General features: G+C 59.1%; 20 protein-coding genes. 5 read left to right on the forward strand and 15 right to left on the reverse strand.

The features are described 5' to 3' along the window. The first annotated feature begins 86 nt into the window (after positions 1-86). The gene (locus D7S89_RS28085; RefSeq protein ID WP_121281810.1) at positions 87-311 is read left to right on the forward strand and encodes a hypothetical protein; all 225 of its coding nucleotides are present in this window, start codon (positions 87-89) and stop codon (positions 309-311) included. Positions 312-369: 58 nt separating this feature from the next. Here D7S89_RS28085 and D7S89_RS26285 read toward each other — a convergent pair whose 3' ends face one another. The 4 genes from D7S89_RS26285 to infA all read right to left on the reverse strand — a co-directional run bounded on the left by D7S89_RS26285 (position 370) and on the right by infA (position 1848). Beyond that, positions 370-585, reverse strand: a complete 216-nt coding sequence (locus tag D7S89_RS26285; RefSeq protein ID WP_121281811.1) for a hypothetical protein — start codon at positions 583-585, stop codon at positions 370-372. Between the two features lie 72 nt (positions 586-657). Continuing rightward, on the reverse strand, positions 658-897 hold the full coding sequence (locus tag D7S89_RS26290; RefSeq protein WP_121281812.1) for a hypothetical protein: 240 nt from the start codon (positions 895-897) through the stop codon (positions 658-660). 76 nt (positions 898-973) lie between these two features. After that, entirely contained in the window at positions 974-1264 is a 291-nt protein-coding gene (locus D7S89_RS26295; RefSeq protein WP_121281813.1) for a hypothetical protein, read from the reverse strand. Positions 1265-1581: 317 nt separating this feature from the next. Then, the gene (gene infA / locus D7S89_RS26300) at positions 1582-1848 is read right to left on the reverse strand and encodes a translation initiation factor IF-1 (protein ID WP_121281814.1); all 267 of its coding nucleotides are present in this window, start codon (positions 1846-1848) and stop codon (positions 1582-1584) included. Between the two features lie 411 nt (positions 1849-2259). Here infA and D7S89_RS26305 point away from each other — a divergent pair, with 411 nt between their 5' ends. Beyond that, positions 2260-3234, forward strand: coding sequence for a CAP domain-containing protein (locus tag D7S89_RS26305; protein WP_121281815.1), 975 nt, complete (start codon positions 2260-2262; stop codon positions 3232-3234). Between the two features lie 250 nt (positions 3235-3484). Beyond that, complete coding sequence (locus tag D7S89_RS26310) at positions 3485-4117, forward strand: VC0807 family protein (protein ID WP_121281816.1); 633 nt, start codon at positions 3485-3487, stop codon at positions 4115-4117. A gap of 84 nt (positions 4118-4201) precedes the next feature. Here the strand turns inward: D7S89_RS26310 and D7S89_RS26315 are convergent, their stop codons facing one another. Further along, complete coding sequence (locus tag D7S89_RS26315; RefSeq protein WP_183085355.1) at positions 4202-5131, reverse strand: LysR family transcriptional regulator; 930 nt, start codon at positions 5129-5131, stop codon at positions 4202-4204. 94 nt (positions 5132-5225) lie between these two features. Between D7S89_RS26315 and D7S89_RS26320 the strand changes: the two genes are divergently transcribed. Next, entirely contained in the window at positions 5226-6314 is a 1089-nt protein-coding gene (locus tag D7S89_RS26320; RefSeq protein ID WP_121281818.1) for a zinc-binding dehydrogenase, read from the forward strand. Positions 6315-6533: 219 nt separating this feature from the next. Here D7S89_RS26320 and D7S89_RS26325 read toward each other — a convergent pair whose 3' ends face one another. The 3 genes from D7S89_RS26325 to D7S89_RS26335 form a co-directional block, all read right to left on the reverse strand. Further along, positions 6534-6959: a lipocalin-like domain-containing protein gene (locus D7S89_RS26325; protein ID WP_121281819.1), complete on the reverse strand. Its 426-nt coding sequence runs from the start codon at positions 6957-6959 to the stop codon at positions 6534-6536. A gap of 102 nt (positions 6960-7061) precedes the next feature. Continuing rightward, a complete protein-coding gene (locus D7S89_RS26330; protein ID WP_121281820.1) occupies positions 7062-7577 on the reverse strand; it encodes a DUF2867 domain-containing protein in 516 nt (171 codons plus the stop codon). A gap of 64 nt (positions 7578-7641) precedes the next feature. Next, positions 7642-8259, reverse strand: coding sequence for a DJ-1/PfpI family protein (locus D7S89_RS26335; RefSeq protein WP_121281821.1), 618 nt, complete (start codon positions 8257-8259; stop codon positions 7642-7644). Between the two features lie 118 nt (positions 8260-8377). On the opposite strand from D7S89_RS26335, the gene D7S89_RS26340 reads away from it, so the two are divergent. After that, positions 8378-8926, forward strand: coding sequence for a TetR/AcrR family transcriptional regulator (locus D7S89_RS26340; protein WP_121281831.1), 549 nt, complete (start codon positions 8378-8380; stop codon positions 8924-8926). Positions 8927-8993: 67 nt separating this feature from the next. Here D7S89_RS26340 and D7S89_RS26345 read toward each other — a convergent pair whose 3' ends face one another. The 7 genes from D7S89_RS26345 to D7S89_RS26375 form a co-directional block, all read right to left on the reverse strand. Next, positions 8994-9545 carry a hypothetical protein gene (locus D7S89_RS26345; RefSeq protein WP_147426776.1) on the reverse strand — a complete coding sequence of 184 codons (552 nt, stop codon included), beginning with the start codon at positions 9543-9545 and terminating at the stop codon, positions 8994-8996. A gap of 302 nt (positions 9546-9847) precedes the next feature. Beyond that, positions 9848-10297 (reverse strand): hypothetical protein, encoded by a 450-nt coding sequence (locus tag D7S89_RS26350; protein ID WP_147426777.1) that lies wholly within the window; start codon positions 10295-10297, stop codon positions 9848-9850. Positions 10298-10321: 24 nt separating this feature from the next. After that, positions 10322-10825 (reverse strand): hypothetical protein, encoded by a 504-nt coding sequence (locus D7S89_RS26355; RefSeq protein ID WP_147426778.1) that lies wholly within the window; start codon positions 10823-10825, stop codon positions 10322-10324. Between the two features lie 44 nt (positions 10826-10869). Then, positions 10870-12045 (reverse strand): glutathionylspermidine synthase family protein, encoded by a 1176-nt coding sequence (locus D7S89_RS26360; RefSeq protein WP_121281825.1) that lies wholly within the window; start codon positions 12043-12045, stop codon positions 10870-10872. After that, the gene (locus D7S89_RS26365) at positions 12042-13496 is read right to left on the reverse strand and encodes a saccharopine dehydrogenase NADP-binding domain-containing protein (protein WP_121281826.1); all 1455 of its coding nucleotides are present in this window, start codon (positions 13494-13496) and stop codon (positions 12042-12044) included. Before D7S89_RS26365 ends, D7S89_RS26360 begins: the two co-directional genes overlap by 4 nt. A gap of 118 nt (positions 13497-13614) precedes the next feature. Then, positions 13615-14133, reverse strand: a complete 519-nt coding sequence (locus D7S89_RS26370; RefSeq protein ID WP_121281827.1) for a hypothetical protein — start codon at positions 14131-14133, stop codon at positions 13615-13617. A 90-nt stretch (positions 14134-14223) separates the two neighbouring features. After that, a complete protein-coding gene (locus D7S89_RS26375; protein ID WP_147426779.1) occupies positions 14224-14766 on the reverse strand; it encodes a hypothetical protein in 543 nt (180 codons plus the stop codon). Positions 14767-15215 lie beyond the last annotated feature (449 nt).

Raw genomic sequence — 15215 nt, forward strand, 5'->3', positions numbered from 1 at the left:
CCAGCTTTGCCCACCGATCCGAACAGATCAGTGTCCCTTTGCGGGAAGGCGCAGTCCTGCTCTCAGGTTCAATTCCATCACCAATAATGCAAATTTCTACCACCAGACAATATCTCGGTTATGCCGTCTGGCCGTCTGCTCACTGTCTGCCTGACGGCTGTTTTTCCTCAAATGTAACGCTCACACGACCCGATGCCCGTTCCGGACCTACGCTTTACGAGTTCTATTCGCTCGGGTATTTCGTCAACGAAGAAGACGCGCTCGGTTATTCCGACCAATGGGCGCGAGACTGGATCGATACGCGCGGCTGACGATACGTCTTTGGTCTTGAAACGGACCTCACCACCAGATTCTGATTCCCCCAGCCTCTCAGCCAAAGCGCGCGCCCAACCACTCCTGCGCCCAATTTTTCGCATAGGCAATTGCGTCTTCGCGTAAGTCGAAGCCAGCCAAATCGCCGCTTAGATGAATGTCATACTCGCTGCCGTCGGTACGGCTGGTACTGATGCGAGCATGGGCCATGTATTCGCCGTCAGCCCTGCGTGGCGTCGGATCGATGACGAATCGGGTCGAATTGAAGCGCATTTTCTTTCCTTGCGCGGTTGCCGCGCGACTATGATCGTTGCGGAGCGTCTCTCGTGGATGGGAAGAGACTCGTCACGCGTTCAAAAGGGCCATGATCTGGCCGGCCTCACGGTCCGACTCACAACTCGTCATGCCGTCTTTGCACAGCAGCGCGCGAATTGACACGAACATCAGATAGGCGTCCGCATCGACCTCGTGACGACCGTCGCGAATGACGCCTTCCAGCTCGGCACGGGCTCCCAACGGCAGAAACCGGTCAACGATGCCGGAACCGTCGCATCGAATCCACCTCAACAGGTCAGCCCTGTCCATATAGAACCTCCAATGTTGCCTGCGTGCCCTACCGCAGGCGCGCGCCGCTGGGTTCCGGTATGGAACAAGGCGCGACTCACAACTCCAGATCAAGGACGTTCGTGTCCTGAGAGCAGGTATCGATGAGGTGCTCGGCATAGGCAGTCGATGCACGCCGCGCGTCGCCTGCGTTCTGGAAGGCCTTGGCCACCAGGAGCGGAAATACGCGGCTGCGCGACACCCCCTCCGAGCCTCCCGGTTCCTGGATACGCACGGCAGCGTCGAACCCTTCGTCGTAGTTATGCCCGAACCCAGGCTCAGCGGCATGACGCGGATAGACGAGCGGATGAATTTCCAGCCCGCGGTAGAGACGGAAACCAGTTGTCATGGGTGCCCTTGAGGCCGCATCACCACGCGGCGGAATGGGGAAGGCGTGTGTGCGACTGAACTCAGTCTCCACACGATTGGCCGCGTCGTTCGGCCTGCGATGAAAGTGGGCGGCCCGATTCCCTGGGAAATGGCGACTGCGGAGGCGCCGGAACGGCCGTGGGACGATCAACCACCCCATGCTACGCCCATTGCCGGATTTGTACAGCGGAAGTTTTTCTTGTTCGCGCTTCTTTGGCGAAGCGAGCAAGCTGGATCGACCGCGGGGTAGCATCATGGTGCTGACGAGGCCGTAGCCGACGCTCTCGTGCCGCCGCGTCAACGACGGCGAAATGCGGCTCTTTGCGCTGCGCCGCCGCTCCGCTCGTCCTTGTGTCGAAAATTGATTCCTCCCTTCGTCAGGTCGTACATCGAGAGTTCCAGCGTGACCCGATCACCTGCAAGGATACGGATGTGATGCTTCCGGATACAGCCGGACGCGTACGTGCCCACCACGACGCCAGTGTCTAGCGTGACGCGGTAGCGGCTGTCCGGCGGCACTTCATCAACGATACCGTCGAGTTCCAGCAGTTCTTCTTTTTTCATTCGGGAATCCTGATTAATTTTCTGGACATCGCTCTACGATGCCTCGTCGAGCAAGAAACTGCGAGCGTTGATAGGCACACACTCGCGCGATAGTGAGAAGCATGCCCCCCCGCATTTGACGGGGTTCAGAAGTAGAAGCTACGCGGCCATGGCCAGCCGCTGCTTTCGCGCAAATCCCGTGCGCGTCGTATCGAATTTTGTGTGCGTAGCCCCCCAGACGAAATCACCGCTGCACATTATCGTGTTCTTGTGTGCCGCATTGAGCAAACCAAAGCTCCGTCTGGCAAGAACACCGGCACTGCGGTTGTGTCTATGGCCACGAACTACGTAACAATGATTCTTGGACGAAAGGGGGCAAAGCCGAAGCGATAACTCGTCAAACAATAAGCCGACAACCAAGCGGTTACATGCATGCCCAGCAATTTCGAGAAACCCAATAGAGGGGAAAGGTTGAGGGGGAATTGGAATCTGAAGGCCATCGCGTTTCGTGTCGCCTTGGCTGGTTTCGTAACGCTGTTGGCTTGCGTGAGCCCCTCTTCGATCAGGGGGAACCTGACGACGCCGCAGTACGCTGCCGGCAGCGCCAGGCTTGCCGCATTCAACCTTCTGAACCAACAGCGGCAACAATGCGGCTTCCCTGCGTTTCAGGACAACGCCTATCTGGATCAAGCGGCGAACGCGCACGCGCGGTACGAGCAATCGGCCGACGAGCCCTCGGATACGGAGGTGTTCGGCCGACCGGGCTTCACCGGCCAGACCTACGCAGACCGGGCGGTGCATTTCGGGTTTCCGAGTGGTTTGGACGTTGGGGGCGTCGGTGCGGGCTTCACTGACCGCTCGACCACGGAAGCGCTGTACGGACAAGCTCTTGTCTATGCCTGGCTGTCGGGCGTGTATCACCTTCCGCCACTTATGGAGCCGGCGACGGACGTGGGCGTGGGTGAGGTCGACAGCACGAGCGGAGGCACGGCAACCGTGTGGGGTTCGATGAGTTTCGCGAACCTACAATCGATGACGACGAATTCGCCGCTAACTTTCCCCTGCCAAGGCACGACCGGCGTCGCCTTTGAGGGGGTCACCGAAAATCCAAAGCCTCCCGACACGAGCGGATTGTGGGGCACGCCGATTGGTGTGATGGGCAACCCCACGGACACCATCGTCCTCCGATCGGGTACGGTGACCGACATGTTGGGGCACATCATCACGCTGCGATTACTTTATTCCGCGAACGACCCGAATAAGGAACTTCAGTCGTATGCGGCAGTGGCATACCCGCCAATGCCGCTGTCACCGAATACGCAATACATGGTGTCCATCACGGGCGTAGTGAATGGCGTAGCTTTCTCACGCAGTTTCAGTTTCACGACTGGCGATATCGTGCAGTGACCTTGCCGCACGGTTCACTTTGGACAGTCAGTCAACCAAGTGCCCGAGTAGCCAGGCAGGCGGGCGACGCCTAATGGCCGACTGCTGCCTGGTGCGGTAGGCAGAAGCCGCCCCGTTCTGGTCCTTGGATATGGTGCAGTGATAATGGCGGCTTTCGAGGCCAAACGGTCATCCGGCCGCGGCGAGCGCGGCCCTCTATACTTCGCTCGATGTCATCCCCGCTGTGACTCCGCGCAAGGATCGGTGCGTCATGAAAATTAAAGGCGGTGTAATCCTTGAACTTGTCGTCAATCTCTTGCTGCCCTGGCTTGTGTACCGCTTGGCGCTGCCTCATTTCGGCCGGGTAGGCGCGCTCTACGCATCAGCAGTGCCGCCGCTCGCCTGGAGCGTCGCCGAGTTCGTAAAGTCTCGCCGCCTCGACGCGCTTAGCGCCTTGGTCTTGTTGGGGATTGCACTGTCGATCATCTTCATGGCGCTCGGGGGTAATCCGCGCGTGCTCCTTGTGCGTGAATCGCTGGTTTCCGGTGCGATCGGCACCGCTTTTCTGCTCTCACTCCTCCTCGAACAGCCTCTCGCCTTCTATCTCGCTCGCGCCACAATCGCTCGCGAGCAGGCAGGCGGCGCTGCACGCTTTGAGACCCTATGGAATGAACGGCCTCGCCTTCGCGCGTCGCTCCGCCTGATGACGCTTGTTTGGGGCACGGCGCTTACTGCGGAGACTCTTTTGCGCTGCTGGCTAGCATGGCATTGGTCCGTCGAACGCTGTCTTATCGTGTTGCCATTTATCAGCTACTCGATCTATGGCGGCCTAATGCTCTGGACGTTCTGGTTCCGGGGTCGGTTGCGCGAACGCGAGGGGGCATCGAAAGATGGTCTGAAGTAAGGTGGATCATTCGCAACGAGCGAAGTTACCCAGCCTTGCTCAGAGAGGTACACGAATGAACGAGTCATTCATCAGCGAGCTCGATCACCGTGACTCCCCCTGCCAATCCGCCGCGATCTGCGCCAGCCTCTCCCTGAGCCAGACGCTACCCGGGTCAGCCTGATTGCGCGGATGCCATGCGGCGAAGAACGAGAATCCGCGCGCCTCGAACGGCAGCTCGAACACATCGAGCACATCACGATAGCGCGTCGCGAGCCGCGACGGCAGCGTCGAGACATAGTCCGTTCGCGCCAGCAGCTCAGGCACGAGCGTGAAGTGCTGAACCGAGAGCACAACGCGGCGCGCGCGCCCAAGCGACTGCAAATGCTCGTCCATGAAACCAAAGAAGCTGCCGCCACTCGTCGAAACGAGCACATGGCCGAGTGCGCAGTAGCTATCGAGATCCAGCGGCGCGAGCCCGCGCGGATGCCCCTTGCGCTGCACAAAGACGAAGTGCTCGTCGTAGAGCTTGCGTGCCTTCGTCCACGCCGGAATCATCCGCTCTGAGCCGATCAGCAGATCGATCTCACCGCGCTCGAAGCGCTCGACGCACGTCGATTGCTCCGCGAGGACGAACGCGAGCTGCACGCCCGGCCCCACATGCTCGGCCCAAGACTGCATCAGCTGAAAGCCGAGCACGGCGATCGCCTGATCGCTGGCGGCAATCGTGAAATGGCGCGTGTCGGCGAACGGATCGAAGGCCGGCTGCTGGCGAACTACGGCTTCAAGCTGCTTGAGCACATCGCGCAGCGGCAACGTCAGCTCCACGGCGCGCGCACTTCTCGTCATGCCGCGGCCGCCTGGCGACGGAATCAAAAGCGGATCACCGAAGATCCGCCGCAGCCGCGCGAGCTGTGTCGACAGCGCCGGCTGCGTCAGATGCAGCCGCTCGGCGGCACGCGTCACGTTGGCCTCCTCGAGCAGCACGTCAAGCGACACGAGCAGATTCAGATCGATGCCTCTTATATCAATCACGTTGATAGGTCCAATGTCGATAATTAATTTCAAGAATACGTCGACTGCTATTACAGTTCAATCCGTCCGATGCCCTTTTCTTTGGAGAGAGACGATGAAAGCCTGGATGCTCGACGAACCCGGCAAACCCTTGGCGCTGCGCGAAGAACCGACGCCGCTACCGCGGCGCGGGGCTGTGCTGCTGCAGATGGAGGCTGTGCCGCTGCTCAGCTATACGCGTGCGTACGTCGAAGGCAAGCTGCCGTATGCATTTCCGCCCGGCCCGTTTTCGCCGGGGACGAACGGCGTCGGCAGGATCGTGGCCGTCGGTGAGGGCGTATTCGGCTTGCGACCCGGACAGCGCGTGGTAGTGAATCCGTACTGGGTGGCCGATGAAGCGGTGGCTGAGCCCGAGCAGATTCTCATCGGCCTGACCGGTATCAGCGCGGCCAGTGCGCCGATGCTGGCCGATTTTCCGCATGGGACGCTGCGCGAGTTCGCCGAATTCCCCGCTTCGACCGTGCTGGCGCTCGATGGCCTCGATGCCGTGCCGTCAGCGCGCCTGGCGGCGCTCGGCAAATTTTCGGTGCCGTTCGGCGGCTTGCGCCGCGGCAGGCTCCAGGCCGGCGAGACAGTGGTCGTGAACGGCGCGACGGGCTACTTCGGCTCAGCAGCCGTGATCGCGGCGCTGGCGCTCGGCGCCGGCCGCGTCGTCGCGCTTGGTCGCCGCGCCGAGCCACTCGCAAAGCTCGTCGAGCTGGGCCGCGGCCGCGTCGTGGCGGTCGTGCTGACGGGCGATGGCGTACGCGATGTCGCTGCGATTCGGGAAGCCGCTGGCGGCGGCGCCGATCTCGCCTTCGATATGGTTGGCCACGCACAGGAACCGAATGCGACGCTTGCGGCGCTGCGCAGTCTGCGCCGCAACGGGCGGCTCGTGCTGATGGGCAGTATGAATGTCGATCTGCCCATCACCTACGGCGAGATGCTGCTCAACAACTGGGAGCTGATCGGTCACTTCATGTACTCGCGCGCCGATTACCTCGCGCTCGTCTCGCTCGTGGCGTCGGGACAGTTGTCGCTCGATGTGGTCGAGCTCTCGACCTATCCGTTCGCGCAGCTCGAAGCGGCGATCGATCGCGCGGGTGCCGCACAGGGGCTGCAATGCACCGTTGCCAGCGCAGAAGGAGAACGGGCCTGGGGTTGAGCGCTGCGCGACCGATCGCGCCAGGGACGGCTCTCGCGGCGAGTCAATGTATTCCAGGATGCCGGAAGGGGGCCGTACAACGATCAATAGGCCGGGCGGTCGTGAGGCGCGAGCTTGGGAAATTTGAAATGTAACCGAGACCGTCGGCTACTGGCCGCGCCCGGCCGGCGGAAATCGACCGAGGCTGTGAGAAAACGCACGAACTCAGCACGGGGAAAATTACTCGCGTCTAAAACTGAGAATACCCCGTCCCATTGATTTTCCTGAATCTAATGGATTCGGCATCCAGGCCGAAATGATGTCGAGCGTGTCTCCATCAAGCTTATAGAATCGCTCCTGCTCACTGCCGCTCCAGGCTTCATTCCAAGACGAGTCAATCTTTATGACTAACCTATCACCATCTATCCGATATCGACCTGTATAGGCCATCATAGTACGGAAAAGTGCCGCCAATTTCTCATCTGTATTTCCAGGCTCCCGCGCCTTTGCGGTAACTAGCGTCATCATTCTCCCATCAGAACCGAGGATAAGATACCCATTGGGGTCGGCGCCCCACGGTTGCGTGCGCTCCTTCGAATCCTGAAGCTCAGTATGAAGAGAAACCAGCCGCCAGCAACCGTGGAGCTTACTGTCGCGCTCAGACATATTCCCTCCTGTAGTATTTCACCGGAATGTACCTATCTGTTGAATTTAGGGTATCTGTCGTTCAACGCTGGACGCTAGCCCAGGCTACGCTTTCCGCTTGGCCTACCTGGCTTCCGGAGACACGTTATCGCGCCGATTGACCGCCGTTTGTAGCATCGAGCGAGACAGGAGCCTATGAAACGGCATGATGACAAACAAGTAGACTCTTCCAAGGAGATTATTGATTTTGACCAAGGTCGAAATCGTCACTTCCGATCCCTTCAGACCCGGTTGCATGCTTATCCAGATCCGAAAATCCAGATGCTTGTCGTCACCACCGACGACGACTTCAGTGCCTGTACTTGAAATAATCGGAAACACGCCAATCTTCCCCAACCCGCGATCGCTAAAGTCAATACTTGCCTTTAGCCCGAACGGCGCCACGATTCCGTTACGCAAGGCAATCAGCCATCTGACCATGTGTGGCGGATCGGCGAACACGGCGCGCGCTGCTTGCTCGGCGTCGACGTAGGTTCGATCTGCCTGACCGGAATAGCCATCGGCGAAATCAATATGCGTCAATCCTGACGCACGAATTGCCGCCGTCGGCGCGGGAATCAGCGAGACTTTGTTTTTCATGAGTAGCCTCTGAAAATGTAGTGCGGTGCCCCGGGTGAAATTTCCAATGTATCGCCACAAAGAATCAACGACCGCGATATTGCGCGCCCCCTTGCTCGATGCTGGATACAATCAGTCCTTCGTAGATGCCATATTGCCCCGCAGGCAATACCGGCCGTAATGCCTCCAGGCTTTTCTGCGCACCGAACAGGCGTTCGACAACCCAGCCAACCAGATAGAGTGCGGCAAGACAACCGCCAGCCGTCGCGACATTGCCACTGCTCATGAATGGTCTGTCGTCCAATTCCACACCTTCTGCGCGCAGGGACGCTCTCGCATCAGGATGTGTCGTCGCCCGGCGTTCCGGAAGCAAGCCCAACCGCGCAAGAATGAACGCGCCCGCACAGATGGAACCGATCAACTGACGGCCTGGATCCAGCTGGAACGCCCCCATGAAGGTTGCGTCCGAGATGGCAGCCGGCACGCCCTCCTTACCGCTGGCGAATAACACAACATCGGCCTGGTTGGCCTCTTCGAGTCGGCCGTGTGTGTGGATCAGCAGACCGTTTGACGATCGGAGTTCCGATTGCTTGCCGAGTATGCGAACTTGCCAATCGTCTCGATTGCGCCCCAGAATATCCCACATCAAGAACAGGTCGATGTCGGTGAATTGCTCAAAAGTGATCAGCGCGATTTGCTTCATTAGTGGTTCCGCTCACTGCTGCTGATTGCCTGCGATCAGCGAACAAATACAATGGAAACCGCAGTCTAGCGACGCCGGTAAGACCATACACAGTCTGTACGTTATCGATATCAACCAAATGCTGACGCGAGATCAATGGATAGCTGCAGGGTTCGATGCCCTCGATCAGGAAGGATATCCCGGTGTTTCGGCCGAGCGCCTGGCTCGGCGATTGAATGTGACGCGGGGCTCGTTCTATCACCATTTCCGTAGCAAAGAGGACTTCGTTCGTGCCCTGCTAGCGCAATGGGAGTCAGACTACACGGACCGGATGCTTGCGTATGCGGCAGAGGGGCGCACCCTGGATGACGTGCTGGCACGTTACCTGGTGGTGGCCGCCGACAAACAGCCGCAGAGAGAAATCGAAATTCGGGCATGGGCGCGCCAGGACCCACTGGTTGCCGAATACCAGGAGCGGGTGGACAGCACCCGATTGTCCTTCGCCATCTCGGTTTGCCGTGCGAGGATAGACGACCCTGTCGACGCGGAACTCATTGCGTGCTTCGCTCACCTGTGTTTGATCGGCGGACAGCAATCAGGCCACAGAAATCAACCCGCCGCTTTTTCGCAACTCGCGCAAACCGCGCTTACGCGGTTGCGGAGTTCGCTGCACCCGAGTCAGCTTTAACTCTTGGCGCGCATCGATGAGTTTGGAAAGCAAGAGACAGTCACGAAAATTCAAGGTGCGAGGACTATCAAGGCATCGAAAACGTCATGGGGCTTCTCGGTGCCATCTTGGCTTGAATTGCTGGATCTCGACGGATGTCGTAAAAGCAGCTTTGAGACATATCGTCAAACCCCAGCCTAACATCGCGATGCGAGGCCATCCCCGCAACGGCATCGTTAGGCGGCGTGTCTGAGAGAGAGATCTCTATGCTCCCGACATCCCACACTAGAGTTGCATAGCCCATAGCCCCTTGCTTTGTGTACAGGGTACCGATCCTTGCCTTCGGCTGTCCGAATATAGTAAACAAGCGGTTTAGAATGAGCGGGTAAGTATCCGGCTCAAGCCCACGATTGACAGATGCCACGAGCCCATTGCATAGCGTCATACTGCCATTCAAATAGTTTTTGGATTTATCTGCAAAATCCACTTCGTAACTCATACCGTCACTGGAATCCGCTTTGGCGACGGTATAGCCGGAGTCTCTGAAGTATTGCTCGACCTCAGCAAATGGCCTCGCCGCAAGCACCGTTACAACGTCTGGAGCAGCTTGCGCACAATTGAGTGCAGTAAATTCAATCACTGCAACGGCACAACGAAGAAGAATTCGACGGACCTGCACCTTTCCCCCATTTTTCTAATCTCGCGGAAATTTTAGCGTGACCGCTTCTGGCCGCGCACTGCCGGCTAACCATCAACCGGTCCTCAGGTCGGAGCGGCGAATGCGTGGCGCCTGCCGTATGTCCAGGCCAATATCTTCTGGTATGCGCCAGCGACCCAGCCGGGATCGAGTCTCAGGGTGAATTGGCAATTGCGCTCGCGGCTGCAGGATTGCTGCGTATGCCGCTGCGGCGAGGGATAGGCGTGTCGGAGCGCAGGCAGACATCATCCGTCGTGCCGCCCGCGAAGTCGCCAAAAGACCAACCCTCCGAACAAGCCCGAAATAGCGAAGCGCAGGCCAGGATCAACCAGCAGTTCAAGCCAAGTACGCATCTCGTCTGCATCCCAGCGGTACCAAAGCGGAACCATGCCGACTCCCATGGCCGCTCCTCCAACGGCATAAAACGGAAGGCGGCAAATCCGGAATGTTCGCGCTAGCGCATAAAGCAGAAAACTTGGGACGGCCGTCAAAACCATTGCAATCATCGAAAGAAACGGTATGCCCATTGCGACCATCAGTCCGGCACCGACCACTTCGCGCAGATGCCACGTCTCGGAGAACATATGAAATGCGCTGGGTATGACTAAGCTGGCCGCCCCGGCGACGACACCGGCCGCCCAGGCGATAACTACCTGTTGAGTCAGCAAACTATCTTCTCTATTGCCTGTCGTCATGGCATTCATCCATGGGTGGTAGCTTCAACCGCCACCCGACCCATGTCCACTACCCCCACCACGCGATGACATGAAGCCGCCTCGCGAGATGGCGTGTCCCTCGCTGACGGACACGCTGCGCGGTGTCGCATGAAATGCCGTCGCCCCCGCCGACAGCGCACTTTCGCGCACTGCGAGCGTCGACACCATACCGTGCTGAAACGGCACACCGGTCGTATGCAGCCCACTCGCGTGATAGACGACGCCGTCGCGCGTGTAGTACGGACCGTACCAGCCGCTCGTCGCAACGGTCCTCGATGACGTGATGTCGAGGTCACTGCCTCCCGATGCAGCCGACGCGGCCACTGCCGTGTCGTCAGCGTTAACGAACTCGCAGTCCTCAGGCTCGTTCCAGTCCTGCAAGCACGCTTCGCGCGACGCATAGCCGGTACGCTCGATGTCCACTACCTCATCGTGCGGCGATAGCCAGATCATCGTGCCCGCCGCCAGACCGCTGAACCCGATTAGATAGAGCAGCGGCTTTGTCAAATTGCGCTTTTTTTTGTGATGCGTCGTCATGTAAGGTCCGGCGTTCAGCCGCGCGTGAAGTAATGAGGAACAAAATTGGACGTGTTGGTGGCGACCAGCCCCGCCTGTTCGCGCACGCACAGTCCGGCCGGCGCGTCATCGACGATCCATGCCCCGAGGGTCACATATCGGTCGCCGAACTGCGGTGCAGGCGCGAACGCCTGGTACACAAAGCCCTCGCTGCCGTAATCGCCGCCTGTTTCGATGCGACGGCCGTCGGGCGTCACGAGCGTGACGTTGGCGCCTTCCCGCGACAGCAGCGGCTTTTTCACATAAGGACGGCGGCTGAAATGCGCCTCATGGAACGACGCTTCGAGCAGATTCGGATGATCGGGAAACAGCTCCCAAAGGATGGGCAGGATTCCCTTGTTCGACAACACCGCTTTCCATGGCGGCTCGATCCAGCGGCAACGGTCCTTCAGCAGTTCGTCGCCAAAGGCCGAACTCATCATCCATTCCCAGGGGAACAACTTGAACATCAGTTCGATCGGCTGGCCTTGCAGATCGACGAAGCGCCCATTCCCATCGTTGCCGATGTCTTGCATGTTGATCAGCTTCACCGGCCAGCCGGCCTGCACCGCCGTATCCATCAGGTACTCGGTGTTGCAAACGTCTTCCTGGCTGTCGTACATGCAGGCGAAATGCAATAGCGGCGCGTCGCGGTAGTGGTCGCGCAGCCAGCGCCACCGTGCGATCAGCGATTCGTGCAGGCTATTGAACTGATCGTCGCCGGGGCGCACGTCCTCTTTCCAGAACCATTGCGCCAGACTCGCCTCGATGATGGATGTTGGCGTGTCGGCGTTGTACTCGTACATTTTCGGTTGGCCATCGGCGCCGATCGTCAGGTCGAAGCGGCCGTACAGCGTCGGGTCGTCCCGCTCCCAAGACTCGCGAATCCACGCGCCGGCGCGCGTGCCGATACCGAGCCTGACGAACAGATCGCGCTCGATCACGTGCTCGACGGCGGCCAGGCACAGGCGGTTCAGTTCGAGTGCAGCTGCGTAGAGGTTTTCGACTTCCTCCTCCGAGAACGCGTACGCAATGTCCTCGCGCCAATAGACAAACGTGTGCTGATCGACCGGCTGCGGCACGTCGTTCTCGTCGAGCGAGTGAAAGTGAAAGCCGATCGATTCGAGGCGAGCCGGCCAGTCCGGCCGCGGCGTTTGCGCGATGCGTTTCATGCGGGCTTTGAGTGGAGATTGAAGACAGCCGTGTGCGCGACGTCGGCCTCGACGTGACGCTCACCGCAGAAGAAATCGTTGAATAACAACTCGGTGCTGCCGGGGCGCCAACGCGTCCAGACCCGCTCGATCGGCTCCCAGAATGCCCGCACCCGCTCGAAGGTCACCGTGTGATCGAGCGCGTCGGATTCGACGATCCCGGCGCGCGGGTGCTCGATCATCCACTGCATGCCGCCGATGATGCTCGACACCACTTGCAGACTGGTCGCGTTGTTCAACGGCGCAATCGAGCGCGCGCGCTCGATCGACAGCGCCGAGCCAAGCCACAGCGATTCGCCGCGTCCGCTCATGACCAACACGCCGAGCTCGTCGGTGCCGGTCACCAGCTCGTCCTTCAGCACGCGCGCTCCGGCGAGGTTGTCGAGCCCATGGTCCGGCGCTGGCGTCCCGCCGGCGAGCGATGGTAGCCATGCGAGCGCCGCGTCGATCGGGCGGTAGGCGTAGTAGACGGTCGGCCGATAACGCACGTGGCCGTCGGCGTCGGTGAGCGTCAGGTAGTCGGCGATCGAGATCGATTCGTTGTGCGTGAGCACATGCGCGTCGAACGTGCCGTGATGCGGCGTCCAAGTGCGGACCTTCGTGTCGATGCCGTTGGTCGCGAGGCGTATCGCGGGTGCGGCGTGCCTGTAGCCATCGTCTTTCCGATAGCGCCGCGCTCCTGGTGGCAGCCGTGTCTCATGCGTGCCCCAGCCGATTTCGGCATCCTGCAGGCATTCGGCAATGAAGCCATCCACCGACCATGTATTGACGAACGTCCCTTCCCTTTCGGGCGTCGCGGTGCGCTGCGCATCTCGCTCCGAAATCTGGATCACGCGCACGTCGAGCTCGGCGGCAAGCGCCGCCCATTCATCGCGATGGCGAGGCACGCGTTGCCGCCACGCATGCAGGTCGAAGCGTGTCGCCATTTCGATAAGCGCACATTTCGCGAGCACGGACACGAAGCCAGGGTTGGCGCCATGCGCCACCAACGCCGTCTGCGTACCGTGTCGTGCGGCGGCGAGTGCGAGGATCTGCTCGCGCAGGGCGTAGTTGGTGGTGGAATCGGCGTCGCCGAGCGTGTAGGCCCACGGCTCGATGCCGGTGTCGAGATAGAACGCGCCGTGTCGTTGTGCGAGTTGGATCAGGGCGGCAGTTTCGACCGCCGATGCGAGATTAAGCAGAAAATCGCCGTTCTCGAGCAGTGGGCCAAGCACATCCGCGTAATTGGATTCTTCGATTCGGCGCACAATGAAGCGTAATCCCCACGCGTTCGCGAGCGCGACGCGCGCTTCATCTCCGTGCTGCTCGACTACCGTCACCTCACATGCGGGAAAGGCGGTGCGCAGCAGCGGCAACAGCGCCTGGCCCAGGTTACCGAATCCGACGATGACGACGTGACGAGGGTGATTCATCAAGTGAAAAGGATGAGACGGCGAGCGCAAAGATGAGTGGATTGGGTGGCTTTCGGCCGCGCCGCATGATACCTCAGCGCAGTGCGGATGCTGCATGCTGACAACTGACCATCGCAAGTCACTGATAAATATCGGTGACTAAAAAGAAGTGATGCCCATATGGACGCGCCGAACAGTCCGATCCATTGCACTCCCTGTCAAGCGGCTTGTCTGCCTCGTCGTAGACAAGCTGATAGAAGATTTGCGCCCCAGTGGCCCCGCCAGTTTCACCCCAATTCCATTTAGCGTGCTTCGGCGATGGTCCAGGCAGGTCATGCACAAGTTTCGCGTAGTGCCCTCGCGTGAGTTGGAATCTAACCCAGTCTGGATTGATTTTAGCCGGTGCCGCGACGACAGAGATCAATCTCGACCATCGCCGACGCCCTATGTTCGCGATCAGCCCCGTAAAGAACGTTACTACCGCAATCAGCGCAGGAACGGCAACCACCGGAATCAGCAGAATCCAGAGTCCGAATAGGCGATCCAATTGATCGCCAACGTCAAACATCGCCACCGCCGGCAGCCAGACGCCGAAGTGCGTCGCCGAAAACCAGCCGTATCTTCCCGATCGACCATTCTCAAGCTTGTTATTTTCCATGCTTGCCAGCCTTGCTTCGCTTCCATATTGGTCACACGACGCATTCGAATCTTGGACTAGCGACCGGTTTGCTCGACTATGAGGCAAAGCCTACCGTGAAAGAGTAAAAAGGTAGTCGGCTCGCCCTTCGTCGTCGTTCCAAGCGTCTGTAACGGCCTTATCGACCCAAGTGATGTGCCTGGGGTCTCGCATGAGGAAGGTTCTTCCACCACGTACCTCTTCAATCCATGGCCCCTTACACATCTGAATCCGTGCGACATTCCATTCGCAGAACAAATCCGGCATGCCTGGCATCATGCGTAGATATTCTTTATAAAAGAACGGATCAATTCCAAGCCCTAGTTCGCCCTGCACCCATTCCCCGACCTGCGCAAATTCAGGGGGAGGTGATTCCCAAAATACCTTGACACCGAAGTCAATAGCCCAAACAGTCGGCGTCGATAAAATCACTTCACCAACAACAGCGTATGATGCTCCGCTTGCATGTTGGCAACGCTTCACGCGGTCTACAGAGGATGCCAACTTCGGGACAAAAAATTCGATGGCAAACTTGTGCCGTTCGCCACGCGAAAAGTCGTCGTAATTTCCGTCTTGAACAATCTCGCCGTTGAGACTGACAACAAGCTCGTGCATCCCCATGATCTTGTACGCAAGCAAAGTCTCATTGTAGCGAATCCCTCCACCCTTTCTTCCGGCTAGTGACCTATCAATAGCGGACAATTCGTGGATTGGGGCGTCATCGACTGATCCTGGCCGACTGTTGCTGTATGAGGTCAATTCATGAATGACACTATCAAAATGTTCGCCAAACCTCGGGTCCAGAAAACCTGTAGCGTTCTGGCCCGGAGGGCGACCCATTAAGAACTGATGGCCATTCGATGCGTGGCTGGTGTGGCGAATGACTGAAATTGGCCGGCAACCGCCTGACGCGGATGGCAGCAGTCGACCCAAAAGCGACCTTCATGCCTCTCTGAAGCGGACGCTCCATGGAGCAGCCCCCTGAAACACCGGACACAGCCTCCCACTTAAAATAACGGGTAGGCATAAGACTGTGTTTTTGACTAACACTAGGCAGGAAGTGA

Origin of the sequence: Trinickia fusca (assembly GCF_003628145.1) — a bacterium.
GTDB lineage: Bacteria > Pseudomonadota > Gammaproteobacteria > Burkholderiales > Burkholderiaceae > Trinickia > Trinickia fusca.

What these genes read in the sequence shown, in the direction of transcription:
- D7S89_RS26365 (WP_121281826.1), bottom strand. Translation starts at nt 13,496, where the DNA reads ATGAATCACCCTCGTCACGTCGTCATCGTCGGATTCGGTAACCTGGGC.
- D7S89_RS26375 (WP_147426779.1), bottom strand. Translation starts at nt 14,766, where the DNA reads ATGCACGAGCTTGTTGTCAGTCTCAACGGCGAGATTGTTCAAGACGGA.
- infA (WP_121281814.1), bottom strand. Translation starts at nt 1,848, where the DNA reads ATGAAAAAAGAAGAACTGCTGGAACTCGACGGTATCGTTGATGAAGTG.
- D7S89_RS26360 (WP_121281825.1), bottom strand. Translation starts at nt 12,045, where the DNA reads ATGAAACGCATCGCGCAAACGCCGCGGCCGGACTGGCCGGCTCGCCTC.
- D7S89_RS26350 (WP_147426777.1), bottom strand. Translation starts at nt 10,297, where the DNA reads ATGACGACAGGCAATAGAGAAGATAGTTTGCTGACTCAACAGGTAGTT.
- D7S89_RS26290 (WP_121281812.1), bottom strand. Translation starts at nt 897, where the DNA reads ATGGACAGGGCTGACCTGTTGAGGTGGATTCGATGCGACGGTTCCGGC.
- D7S89_RS26370 (WP_121281827.1), bottom strand. Translation starts at nt 14,133, where the DNA reads ATGGAAAATAACAAGCTTGAGAATGGTCGATCGGGAAGATACGGCTGG.
- D7S89_RS26340 (WP_121281831.1), top strand. Translation starts at nt 8,378, where the DNA reads ATGCTGACGCGAGATCAATGGATAGCTGCAGGGTTCGATGCCCTCGAT.
- D7S89_RS26320 (WP_121281818.1), top strand. Translation starts at nt 5,226, where the DNA reads ATGAAAGCCTGGATGCTCGACGAACCCGGCAAACCCTTGGCGCTGCGC.
- D7S89_RS26330 (WP_121281820.1), bottom strand. Translation starts at nt 7,577, where the DNA reads ATGAAAAACAAAGTCTCGCTGATTCCCGCGCCGACGGCGGCAATTCGT.
- D7S89_RS26305 (WP_121281815.1), top strand. Translation starts at nt 2,260, where the DNA reads ATGCCCAGCAATTTCGAGAAACCCAATAGAGGGGAAAGGTTGAGGGGG.
- D7S89_RS26285 (WP_121281811.1), bottom strand. Translation starts at nt 585, where the DNA reads ATGCGCTTCAATTCGACCCGATTCGTCATCGATCCGACGCCACGCAGG.
- D7S89_RS28085 (WP_121281810.1), top strand. Translation starts at nt 87, where the DNA reads ATGCAAATTTCTACCACCAGACAATATCTCGGTTATGCCGTCTGGCCG.
- D7S89_RS26335 (WP_121281821.1), bottom strand. Translation starts at nt 8,259, where the DNA reads ATGAAGCAAATCGCGCTGATCACTTTTGAGCAATTCACCGACATCGAC.
- D7S89_RS26295 (WP_121281813.1), bottom strand. Translation starts at nt 1,264, where the DNA reads ATGACAACTGGTTTCCGTCTCTACCGCGGGCTGGAAATTCATCCGCTC.
- D7S89_RS26310 (WP_121281816.1), top strand. Translation starts at nt 3,485, where the DNA reads ATGAAAATTAAAGGCGGTGTAATCCTTGAACTTGTCGTCAATCTCTTG.
- D7S89_RS26325 (WP_121281819.1), bottom strand. Translation starts at nt 6,959, where the DNA reads ATGTCTGAGCGCGACAGTAAGCTCCACGGTTGCTGGCGGCTGGTTTCT.